The 10,817-nt window shown below is 70.2% G+C and carries 10 protein-coding genes; 4 read left to right on the top strand and 6 right to left on the bottom strand.

Translation table 11 applies throughout. The features are described 5' to 3' along the window. The 3 genes from GTW67_RS15100 to GTW67_RS15090 all read right to left on the bottom strand — a co-directional run. Window positions 1-446 (bottom strand): TerD family protein (locus tag GTW67_RS15100; RefSeq protein ID WP_161165334.1); only part of this gene is annotated, 446 nt, incomplete at its 3' end. A gap of 141 nt (window positions 447-587) precedes the next feature. Continuing rightward, window positions 588-1,046 carry a peroxiredoxin gene (locus GTW67_RS15095; protein ID WP_161165333.1) on the bottom strand — a complete coding sequence of 153 codons (459 nt, stop codon included), beginning with the start codon at window positions 1,044-1,046 and terminating at the stop codon, window positions 588-590. A 125-nt stretch (window positions 1,047-1,171) separates the two neighbouring features. Then, complete coding sequence (locus GTW67_RS15090) at window positions 1,172-1,609, bottom strand: DUF3052 domain-containing protein (RefSeq protein WP_161165332.1); 438 nt, start codon at window positions 1,607-1,609, stop codon at window positions 1,172-1,174. Window positions 1,610-1,983: 374 nt separating this feature from the next. Between GTW67_RS15090 and aceE the strand changes: the two genes are divergently transcribed. Further along, window positions 1,984-4,731, top strand: a complete 2,748-nt coding sequence (gene aceE, locus GTW67_RS15080; RefSeq protein WP_161165330.1) for a pyruvate dehydrogenase (acetyl-transferring), homodimeric type — start codon at window positions 1,984-1,986, stop codon at window positions 4,729-4,731. A gap of 82 nt (window positions 4,732-4,813) precedes the next feature. On the opposite strand, the gene GTW67_RS15075 is transcribed toward aceE, so the two are convergent. Both GTW67_RS15075 and GTW67_RS15070 read right to left on the bottom strand, forming a co-directional pair. Then, window positions 4,814-5,122 carry a small hydrophobic protein gene (locus GTW67_RS15075; protein ID WP_161165329.1) on the bottom strand — a complete coding sequence of 103 codons (309 nt, stop codon included), beginning with the start codon at window positions 5,120-5,122 and terminating at the stop codon, window positions 4,814-4,816. A 269-nt stretch (window positions 5,123-5,391) separates the two neighbouring features. Continuing rightward, window positions 5,392-7,008 carry an MFS transporter gene (locus tag GTW67_RS15070; RefSeq protein ID WP_161165328.1) on the bottom strand — a complete coding sequence of 539 codons (1,617 nt, stop codon included), beginning with the start codon at window positions 7,006-7,008 and terminating at the stop codon, window positions 5,392-5,394. Between the two features lie 126 nt (window positions 7,009-7,134). On the opposite strand from GTW67_RS15070, the gene GTW67_RS15065 reads away from it, so the two are divergent. The 3 genes from GTW67_RS15065 to GTW67_RS15055 all read left to right on the top strand — a co-directional run bounded on the left by GTW67_RS15065 (window position 7,135) and on the right by GTW67_RS15055 (window position 10,023). After that, complete coding sequence (locus GTW67_RS15065) at window positions 7,135-7,818, top strand: TetR family transcriptional regulator (protein ID WP_161165327.1); 684 nt, start codon at window positions 7,135-7,137, stop codon at window positions 7,816-7,818. A 72-nt stretch (window positions 7,819-7,890) separates the two neighbouring features. Beyond that, window positions 7,891-9,108: an alpha/beta hydrolase gene (locus tag GTW67_RS15060; RefSeq protein ID WP_161165326.1), complete on the top strand. Its 1,218-nt coding sequence runs from the start codon at window positions 7,891-7,893 to the stop codon at window positions 9,106-9,108. Window positions 9,109-9,174: 66 nt separating this feature from the next. Continuing rightward, window positions 9,175-10,023 (top strand): DUF4429 domain-containing protein, encoded by an 849-nt coding sequence (locus GTW67_RS15055; RefSeq protein ID WP_161165325.1) that lies wholly within the window; start codon window positions 9,175-9,177, stop codon window positions 10,021-10,023. Between the two features lie 110 nt (window positions 10,024-10,133). Here the strand turns inward: GTW67_RS15055 and GTW67_RS15050 are convergent, their stop codons facing one another. Continuing rightward, window positions 10,134-10,601, bottom strand: a complete 468-nt coding sequence (locus GTW67_RS15050; protein WP_237518866.1) for a MerR family transcriptional regulator — start codon at window positions 10,599-10,601, stop codon at window positions 10,134-10,136. Window positions 10,602-10,817 lie beyond the last annotated feature (216 nt).

Here is a 10,817-nt window from a genome sequence, read left to right as displayed (position 1 = left end):
GCGTCCTCGGACAGGTCGTAGCGGGCGATCTCCGCCTCGCCGGCCTGGTTCACCACGCGGATGAACGCGTTGCGCACCTGGCCGAACGACTGCTGGCGGTTCTCGGCGTCGTAGATCGACACCGGGAAGACGATCTTCTCGATGTCGGCCGGGACGGCCGCGAGGTTGACCTTGATCTGCTCGTCGTCGCCCTCGCCCTCACCCGTGATGTTGTCACCGGTGTGCTCGACGGAGCCGTCGGGGCTCTTCAGGTTGTTGAAGAAGACGAAGTTGGCGTCACCGCTGACCTTGCCCGAGTTGTTCAGCAGCAGCGCGCTGGCGTCGAGGTCGAAGTCGGTGCCGGTCGTGGTGCGGACGTCCCAGCCCAGACCGACGATGACCGCGGTCAGTCCCGGGGCCTCCTTGGTCAGCGATACGTTGCCGCCCTTGCTGAGGCTGACTCCCACGAGTCCTCCCTTGGTGTCCAGGGGCGGGAAGCCCCGTAGTGCGTTGGATGACGTGCTGTGGCTGTCGGATCAACGATTCGATCCTAGTGACGGGTTCCCGTCCGCCGCAGGCCCTGTGGCCGGCGAATCGCGGGAGGCCGGTCAGAGCGCGTCGAGCGCCTTCACGTACTCGCCGAGGTCGCGGGCGTCCGGCAGGCCGTTGAGGACGGTCCAGCGGACGACACCCTCCCGGTCGATGATGAAGGTGCCGCGGACGGCGCAGCCCTTGTCCTCGTCGAAGACGCCGTAGGCGCGCGAGACGTTGCCGTGCGGCCAGAAGTCGGAGAGCAGCGGGTATTCCAGGCCCTCCTGCTCGCCGAAGACGCGCAGGGTGTGGATGGAGTCGTTGGAGACGGCGAGCACCTGGGTGTCGCGGTCGGAGAACTGCGGCAGGTTGTCCCGCACCTCGCACAGCTCGCCCGTGCACACGCCGGTGAAGGCGAACGGGTAGAAGAGCAGCACGACGTTCTTCCGGCCCTGGAAGTCGGACAGCTTCACGGTCGCGCCGTGGTTGTCCTTGAGTTCGAAGTCGGGGGCCTTGTCGCCGACCTGGATCGCCATGGTCCTGTTCGTCCCTTCGAAGGGTGATTCGCTGGAAACACCCTACGCAGGGATCATCCCGGACCCGCGGACGGGCCGACGGCGGTCGGCCCGTCCGGGACCGGGACGGTGCGGTGCCGGAACGGCTACCGCTTCGACTTGGCCGCCTTGGGGGTCGCCAGGCGGCTGCCGCTCCAGTCCTTGCCGACGCTGACGCTCTTGGCCGCCGTCAGGCCGGCCGTCGTCGCGGCTTCGGAGATGTCGCTGGCCTCGACGTAACCGGGACGGCCGGTCTTCGGCGTGAGGAGCAGGATCGCCCCGCCCTCCTCGATGTACGTGGTGGCATCCACCAGCGCATCCGTCAGGTCGCCGTCGTCGTCACGGAACCACAGCACGACGGCGTCGGCCACGTCCTCGTAGTCCTCGTCCACCAGCTCGCCCTCGACGGCGCCCTCAATGGCCTCGCGGAGCTCCTGGTCGACGTCGTCGTCGTAGCCGATCTCCTGGACCACCTGCCCGGGCTGGAAACCCAGCCTGGCGGCAGGGTTCGTCCGCTCCTCCGCGTGGTCCGCGGTCGCGCTCACGGGTTGCCTCCTGATCATGTTTAGTGAATGTCTTCAGCCACGCGCGTGCGCGAAGCTTGGCCGTAGTCCACACGGGCGGGACGGATCGCGCAAGTACCCGGCGACTGGGACCGCCGAAACGGTGACGATCCCGGCCGTGTCGCCGCAACTCCAGCCATGCCGTCCGAGCCAAAGGTGACGTACACCACACCCTTGTGCCCCGTTTGCGTATTTGGGAACCATGCGTGGGTACGAGACTCGAATGAACGTGCCCCCGGCTCTCACGGGAGAACCGGTTACCCCACGGTACAGATGACGTTTGCCTCCGCGAGGTAGACGATGGGGAATCGGCGCAGACACCCGGCACCAGTGGCCCTCGACAGCGAAGGAACAGCGTGGCTTCCGCATCCGATCGCAATCCGATCATCATTGGCGGCCTGCCGAGTCAGGTTCCTGACTTCGACCCCGAGGAAACCCAGGAGTGGCTCGACTCCCTGGACGCCGCCGTCGACGAGCGGGGCCGGGAGCGGGCCCGCTATCTGATGCTGCGGCTGATCGAGCGGGCCCGCGAGAAGCGCGTGGCCGTGCCCGAGATGCGCAGCACGGACTACGTCAACACCATCCCGACCAAGAGCGAGCCGTTCTTCCCGGGCAACGAGGAGATCGAGCGCAAGATCCTCAACGCCACCCGGTGGAACGCCGCCGTGATGGTCTCGCGCGCGCAGCGGCCCGGCATCGGCGTCGGCGGCCACATCGCCACCTTCGCCTCCTCCGCCTCGCTGTACGACGTGGGCTTCAACCACTTCTTCCGCGGCAAGGACGAGGGCGACGGCGGCGACCAGGTCTTCTTCCAGGGGCACGCCTCGCCGGGCATCTACGCGCGCGCGTACCTGCTGGACCGGCTGACCGAGCAGCACCTGGACGGCTTCCGCCAGGAGAAGTCCAAGGCGCCGTACATGCTGTCGTCGTACCCGCACCCGCGGTCGATGCCGGACTTCTGGGAGTTCCCGACGGTCTCGATGGGCCTCGGCCCGATCGGCGCGATCTACCAGGCGCGGATGAACCGCTACATGCACGCGCGCGGCATCGCGGACACCTCGAAGTCGCACGTGTGGGCCTTCCTCGGCGACGGCGAGATGGACGAGCCGGAGTCGCTGGGCCAGCTGTCCATCGCCGCCCGCGAGGGCCTGGACAACCTGACCTTCGTCGTCAACTGCAACCTCCAGCGCCTGGACGGCCCGGTGCGCGGCAACGGCAAGATCATCCAGGAGCTGGAGTCGATCTTCCGCGGCGCCGGCTGGAACGTGATCAAGCTGGTGTGGGACCGCACCTGGGACCCGCTGCTGGCCCAGGACCGCGACGGCGTGCTGGTCAACCGGATGAACACGACCCCGGACGGCCAGTTCCAGACCTACGCCACCGAGTCCGGCGCGTACATCCGCGACCACTTCTTCGGCGACGACCACCGGCTGCGCGCGATGGTCGAGAACATGACCGACGACCAGATCCTGCACCTGGGCCGCGGCGGACACGACCACCGGAAGATCTTCGCGGCGTACAAGGCGGCGCTGGAGCACAAGGGCCAGCCGACGGTCATCCTGGCCAAGACGATCAAGGGCTGGACGCTCGGGCCGAACTTCGAGGGCCGCAACGCCACGCACCAGATGAAGAAGCTGACGGTCGACGACCTCAAGCGCTTCCGCGACCGGCTGCACCTGCCGATCTCCGACAAGGAGCTGGAGTCCGGCGCGCCGCCGTACTACCACCCGGGCCGGGACACGGAGGAGATCCAGTACATGCACGACCGCCGGCTCGGCCTCGGCGGCTACGTGCCGACCCGCGTCGTACGGTCGAAGCCGCTCGCCCTGCCGGACGACAAGGCGTACGCGACCGTGAAGAAGGGCTCGGGCCAGCAGTCCATCGCGACGACGATGGCCTTCGTGCGGCTGCTGAAGGACCTCATGCGGGACAAGGAGCTCGGCAAGCGCTTCGTGCTGATCGCGCCCGACGAGTACCGCACGTTCGGCATGGACTCGTTCTTCCCGAGTGCGAAGATCTACAACCCGCTCGGCCAGCAGTACGAGTCGGTCGACCGGGACCTGCTGCTCGCCTACAAGGAGGCGCCGAACGGGCAGATGCTGCACGACGGCATCTCCGAGGCGGGCTGCACGGCCTCCCTGATCGCGGCCGGCTCGGCCTACGCGACGCACGGCGAACCGCTCATCCCGGTCTACGTCTTCTACTCGATGTTCGGTTTCCAGCGCACCGGTGACCAGTTCTGGCAGATGGGCGACCAGCTTGCGCGCGGTTTCGTGCTGGGCGCGACCGCGGGGCGTACGACGCTGACCGGTGAGGGCCTCCAGCACGCGGACGGCCACTCGCAGCTGCTGGCCTCCACCAACCCGGCGTGCGTGGCGTACGACCCGGCCTTCGGCTTCGAGATCGCGCACATCGTCAGGGACGGCCTGCGCCGGATGTACGGCTCGGACGAGCAGCACCCGCACGGCGAGGACGTCTTCTACTACCTCACCGTCTACAACGAGCCCATCCGCCACCCGGCCGAGCCCGAGAACGTGGACGTCGAGGGCATCCTCAAGGGCATCCACCGCTTCAGCGCGGGCACGGGCGGCGCGATCCCGGCGCAGATCATGGCGTCCGGTGTCGCGGTGCCGTGGGCCCTGGAGGCACAGCGGATCCTCGCCGACGAGTGGAACGTGCGGGCCGACGTGTGGTCGGCGACCTCCTGGAACGAGCTGCGCCGCGAGGCGGTGGCGTGCGAGGAGCACAATCTGCTGCACCCCGAGGAGGAGCAGCGGGTGCCGTGGGTGACGCGGAAACTGGCGGGCGCGCAGGGGCCGTTCGTGGCGGTGTCCGACTGGATGCGGTCGGTGCCGGACCAGATCGCGCGGTGGGTGCCGGGGACGTACCAGTCGCTGGGCGCCGACGGCTGGGGCTTCGCGGACACGCGGGGCGCGGCGCGGCGCTTCTTCCACATCGACGCGGAGTCGATCGTGGTGGGGGTGCTGACCGAGCTGGCCCGGGAGGGCAAGATCGACCGGTCGGTGCTGAAGCAGGCGGTCGACCGGTACCGGCTGCTCGACGTGACGGCGGCCGACCCCGGGGTCGCGGGCGGCGACGCGTAGCGGCGGTCACGCCATGAGGAGGGCCCCCGGCGCTGCCGGGGGCCCTCCTCGTGTCCTGCTCGGCGTCGGGCTCGCCGGCCGGTCAGAGCATGCCGTTGTTCATGCCGGCCGATCCCGCGAGCCAGATGATCGCCAGGAGCGTGTCGATGGCACCCAGGGCGAGGGCGACCACCGCCGGAACCGGGCGGGATCCCGCCCAGCTGCGCCCCATGGCGAGCCATCCGCAGACCATCGCGGCGGGGCCGAGGATGATCCCCAGCGTGAAGAATCCCGCGACGGCGCAGACGACTCCGACGATGCCGAGCGTCGCGCGGTCCGGCCCGGTCCGTGACCACGTCCGGCCAGGTGAGCGGGGGCTCTTGCGCGTTCCGTGTCCAAAGCTCGCCATCATCAACTCCCAGAACCACTCGTCGAGTTCGGGTTCATCTCGGGTTGATGTGCGAGTACCCGCGTTCGGCTGGACAATCCCTCCGCGATGTGCTGCCCGCGCGCTGCCCCCCTCCGGCAGCGCGCCGCAGCCTCTCGTCCCCCATGCTCTGCGGAGGACTTGACCCACTGTGACCTGCGGGGCCCTCGGGCGGGGAGGGTTCGCCGGTCCCGTCACCCTGATGGAGGAACCGGGCGACGGGACCGGACCCTCCGTCAGATCCGGACCCTCCGTCAGATGTGGCCCACGCCCGCGCCGGCCTCGGCGTTGTCACCGCGCTTGGTGAGGAACGCGACCAGCACCGCCACGGCGGCGACACCCGCGGCGACGAGCGACGCGAGGCTCATGCCGGAGATGAAGGTGTCGTGCGCGACGTCCGCGATCTTCGCGGCGATCGGGGCGGGGGTGCCCTCGGCGACCGGGGCGGCGCCGACCTGGACCGCCTCGGAGGCCTGCGTGAGCTGGTCCGGCGTCAGCGGGGGGAGCCCCGCGTCCGCCCAGTTGCCCGGCAGGTCGCTGTCGACCTTGGACGCCATCACGGCGCCCAGCACGGCCGTGCCGAGGCTGCCGCCGATCTGCATCGCGGCCTGCTGGAGGCCGCCGGCCACGCCGGACAGCTCCATCGGCGCGTTGCCGACGATGACCTCCGTGGCGCCGACCATGACGGGCGCGAGACCGAGGCCGAGCAGCGCGAACCAGACGGACATCACCAGGCTGCCGGTGTCCGTCTCCAGCGTGGACATGCCGTACATGGCGACCGCGGTGAACGCCATGCCGCCCGCGAGCGGAATGCGCGGACCGACCTTGGTGATCGCCGCGCCGGCCAGCGGCGAGGCGACGATCATCATGCCGGTGAGCGGGAGCAGATGCAGACCGGCGTCGATCGGGCTCATGCCGTGCACGTTCTGGAGGTAGAAGGTGACGAAGAACAGGCCGCCCATGAAGGCGATGGCCATCAGGACCATCAGGACGACACCCGCCGACAGCGGCACCGAACGGAACATCGTGAGCGGGATCAGCGGCTCGCGGACCCTGTTCTCCCAGAGGGCGAACAGGGTGAAGCCCAGCAGGGACACCACCACGAACAGCCACGTCCGGCCGGATCCCCAGCCCCAGTCCGGGGCCTTGATGAGCGCCCAGACGAGGAAGAACATCGAGGCCGACAGCAGGACGATGCCGGGGATGTCGAAGGACCGCGGGGCGTTCTCGGCCCGGTGGTCCAGCAGGATCAGCGCGCCGAGCACCAGCGCGAGGACGCCGACCGGCACGTTGATGAAGAACACCGACTGCCAGTTGACGTGCTCGACCAGCACACCGCCCAGGATCGGGCCGCCCGCCGTGGACGCACCGATGACCATGCCCCAGATGCCGATGGCCATGTTGAGCTTCTCGGCCGGGAAGGTGGCCCGCAGCAGACCGAGCGCGGCCGGCATGAGCAGCGCGCCGAACAGGCCCTGGAAGACCCGGAAGGTGATGACCATCGCGATGCTGTCGGACAGCCCGATGGCACCGGAGGCGGCGGCGAAGCCCGCCACGCCGATGAGGAAGGTCTGCCGGTGGCCGAAGCGGTCACCGAGCTTGCCAGCGGTGATCAGGGCGACCGCGAGGGCGAGGAAGTAGGCGTTGGTGATCCACTGGAGCTGGGAGAGGCTGGCGCCCAGGTCCTTGCCGATGGCCGGGTTGGCGATGGCCACGATGGTGCCGTCCAGGGCCACCATCATGACGCCGACCGCGACGGTGACGAGGGTGGCCCACGGGTGGCCGCGCAGCCCCGAGGCGGGCGTCGCCTCCGACGGCGTGGGAGGCCCGTCCCCCGGTCCGGTCTTGTCGATGGTGGTCTGACTAGTCATACCTTCGAGGCTAGTGACAGCCGCTGACAGTTGACAATCCATTTCATCAGTCAGTAACTGACAAGACGTTCCCTTATAACCTGAACCCGGTCTGAACTGCGCGAACGGGAGACGAGGAGACACCTCTTGAAGACGGCGGACACGCCGACGGCGGCGGCGGGGACCCAGGCGGCCCCCCGGCCGGGCCTGCGCGAACGCAAGAAGCAGCGCACCCGGGACACGCTGCTGCGCTCCGCCCTGGAGCTGTTCACCGAGCGCGGCTACGAGGAGACGACCGTCGACGACATCGCCGAGGCCGCCGACGTGTCGCAGCGCACCTTCTTCCGCTACTTCGCGAGCAAGGAGGAGGTGGCCTTCTTCGTCTCCCGGCTCGCCGAGTCGCACTTCCTCGCCGCCGTACGCCGCCGGCCGCCCGGCGAGGCGCCGCTGGACGCGCTGCGCGGCGCCCTGGTGGAGAGCTGGGACACCATCGGCGACGCCGTCGAGCAGCTCGTGCCGCTCGAACTGCACATGCGGTTCTACCGGGTGATCGAGTCGACGCCCGCGCTGCTCGCCGCCCACCTGCGGCGCGCGACCGAGCTGGAGGAGGAGATCGCCCGTGTCGTCGCCGACCGCGAGGGCCTGGACCTGGACGCCGATCCGCGGCCGCGCGTGGTCGTGGCCGTCTTCGGCGCGGTGATGCGGGTCACCGAGCGGATCTGGTCGGCACGGGACGACGACGCCGGTCTCGCGGCACTGCGCGATCTGACGGCCTCGTATCTCGACCAGGTGGGGCCGGCGCTCACCGGGAGCTGGCGGACAACCCCGTAGCACACGACCGAAACGTGATCCGTGTCACTGGATTCACGCGAGACCGCGCCGTTCTCCTAGTGTGTCCTCCCAGTGACTTCCTTCGACACCTCCCCGCAACTGAACGTCTGGCGCGCTCTGCTCGCCCTGGCCGTGGTGTTCGTGATGCTGGCGACCACCGGCTGGACCGCCCTGCGCAACCAGCGGGGACCCACGGCGCTCGAAGCGTCGGTCACGGCCTGGGAGCACGGCCGGCTGAACGGACACCCGCTGCCCGACGCGCAGGCGGCCCCCGCCCGGCTGTCCCGCTTCTTCACCTCGCTCACCCCGGCCCAGCGCGCGAGCCTGGCCCGCCGCTATCCCCTGGCCGTCGGCAACATGAACGGCGCGCCCGTCGAGCTGCGCTACCGGGCCAACCACGCGGCGCTCAGCAAGGCGCGCACGGTCGAACTCCAGCGCATGCACGACAAGCGCCTCTCCCCCGCCGGGCAGCGGGAGGCGGGGGAACGCGTGCACCGCTACGACTCGCTGCTCGCCCCCGGCCGGCACATCCTCGCCTTCGACCCGGCGGGCTCCGGCCGGATCGCCGAGGTGTTCGGAGACCTGGACCGCGCCGAACGCGTGTCCGTCGTCGTCCCCGGCGTGGACACCGAGCTGCTGACCTTCCAGCGCACCGACCGCAAGTACTCGGCGCCCGCCGGCATGGCCGAGTCGCTGTACGCGGCCGAACGCGCGGCGAGCCCGGCCACGCGTACGGCCGTGATCGCCTGGGCCGACTACACCTCCCCCAGCGGCCTCGGCATGGAGGCGGCCACCGCGAACCGCGCCGAGCGCGGCGCCGTCCGGCTGAACGCGCTGGTGCGGGCGCTGCCGGGCCGGGCGCCCGTCTCGCTGTTCTGCCACAGCTACGGCTCGGTGGTGTGCGGCGTCGCCGCCGACGCGCTGCCCGCCCGGGTCAGCGACATCGCCGTGGCCGGCAGCCCCGGCATGCGGGCCCAGAAGGCCTCCGGCCTGCACACCTCCGCCCACGTGTGGTCGATGCGGGACGCCGACGACTGGATCCAGGACGTGCCGTACCTGGAGCTCGGCGGGCTCGGACACGGCGCCGACCCGGTGTCCGCGGCGTTCGGGGCGCGGGTGCTGTCGGCGCGGGGCGCCCAGGGGCACGCCGGGTACTTCGTGCCGGGCACGGAGAGCCTGGAGAACTTCGCCGAGATCGGCGTTGGCGCATACCGCACAGTGGCCTGCGCCCACGAAGACGGCGCCTGCCGGGTGGGTTTGTCCGCAGCGGTGACGGCCGGACGCGCGTAGAGGAGCAGAAACTCCGGTTTGCACGGAGAGGGGACGAAGAAGCGCGTGCCGCATACGATGAGCCGCATGGGTGACGTACTGGCCGGATTTCATGCCGCCTGGGAGTTCGAGTCCGACTCCGTGCTCATCCGCTACGAACGGGGGATTCGAACACCCAAGCTGTTCCAGGCTCTCGGGGAACGCCGCGTCCCGCTGGAGGCGCTCGCCGGGGTGACGCTGACGCCCGGCAGGCGCGGCACCGTCGTGCTGCGCGCCGAGCCGCGCCCCGGCGCCGACCCGCTGATGGAGGCGGCGGCCGGTCAGCTCAAGGAGGGCTGCGACCCGTACCGGCTGGTGCTGCCCGCCGAGCGGGAGACCCTCGCCGAGTACTACGCCGACGAGCTGCGCGGGCTGCTGGGCGAGACCGGCAGGACCGAGCGGTACCTGGTGGCGGCGCCCGAGGCACCGCTGCACTTCAAGGCCTACGACGGCAAGGCGTCCTTCGACGGTACGGCGGTGACGTTCCGCTGGTCCTGGACGGGCGCGTCGTCGGCGAAGTGGAAGGCCGGCGACCAGAGCTTCGCCGTCGCCGGACTGGGCGGCGTGGAGTGGCGCTCCCCGGAGGCGTTCGAGGGATACCTGCGGCTGCTGCCGCGCGACCCCGCGGAGATCGCCCCGCAGGCCGACCAGGACCCCGCGTCGGTCGTGTTCGGGCTCGGGTACGGGCCGGTGCACGAGTCACTGCCGTTCGCGGCGGCGGTGCTGGCGGCGGTGCGGACGCAGGGTGCGGGGACGCCGGTGCCGGTGCCGGCGCCCCGGCGGGACCCGGCGGACATCGCCGAGCGGATCCGGCATCTCGGGGAGCTGCATCAGCAGGGGCTGGTGACGGACGAGGAGTTCTCCTCGAAGAAGGCGGAACTGTTGGCGGAGCTTTAGCGTCTGCCGGGTTCGGTTTCGTTGCCGGGTGCGGGTGGTGGGTGGCTGGTCGCGCAGTTCCCCGCGCCCCTGGCGGCGTTGCCGTCCCCGGCGTCCGACAGAGTCGCCCTCTACTCCCTGCCTTCGCAGGCGCGGCCGGCGTCTCCGTAGAAGCTGATTTTGCGGTCGAGTACCGCGAGGGTGTCCTGGAGTTCCGCTATGCGGGTCAGGACGTCGCGGCGGGTGGACTCCAGGAGTTCGCGGCGGTCGAGGTAGGTGCTCTCGCCCTCGCGGACCAGTTCCGCGTACCGGACCATGTCGGCGACCGGCATGCCGGTCATGCGCAGCTTGCCGACGAAGTCGAGCCAGTCGAGGTCGCGGTTGCTGTAGCGGCGCTGCCCGGTGTGCGAGCGGTCGATGGAGGACATCAGGCCGATCCGCTCGTACCAGCGCAGGGTGTGGGCCGTCAGGCCGGTGAAGGCGACGACCTCGCTGATGGTGTAGCGGTCCTGGCCGTCGGGGCGCGGGTGGCGCCGGGGCGGGGCGGAGCAGATGTCCGTTCTGGGCACCTCCTCCTTGTCCGTGTGGTGGAAGTGCAGATCGCGCAGTTGGCGGAGGGCCGGGTTCTCGCGCCGGATGGTGTTGAGGCGGGTGATCAGGGGGGCGATGGTGCGGCCCTCGCGTGCGGCGGCGTCCCAGTCGCGGTGCTTGAGCTGGTACTTCTCGCTGTCGAGGTATTCCTCGCTGCCCTCGCGCAGGGGGGTGTTCTCGCAGAGTTCGTAGCCGCTGTAGATGCCCCAGGTGGGGGAGAGGGT

The organism is Streptomyces sp. SID5910 (assembly GCF_009862125.1).
Lineage (GTDB): Bacteria > Actinomycetota > Actinomycetes > Streptomycetales > Streptomycetaceae > Streptomyces.
This window is presented reverse-complemented; position numbering and strand designations above follow the sequence as displayed.

What these genes read in the sequence shown, in the direction of transcription:
- GTW67_RS15095 (WP_161165333.1), bottom strand. Translation starts at nt 1,046, where the DNA reads ATGGCGATCCAGGTCGGCGACAAGGCCCCCGACTTCGAACTCAAGGAC.
- GTW67_RS15075 (WP_161165329.1), bottom strand. Translation starts at nt 5,122, where the DNA reads ATGATGGCGAGCTTTGGACACGGAACGCGCAAGAGCCCCCGCTCACCT.
- GTW67_RS15070 (WP_161165328.1), bottom strand. Translation starts at nt 7,008, where the DNA reads ATGACTAGTCAGACCACCATCGACAAGACCGGACCGGGGGACGGGCCT.
- GTW67_RS15055 (WP_161165325.1), top strand. Translation starts at nt 9,175, where the DNA reads ATGGGTGACGTACTGGCCGGATTTCATGCCGCCTGGGAGTTCGAGTCC.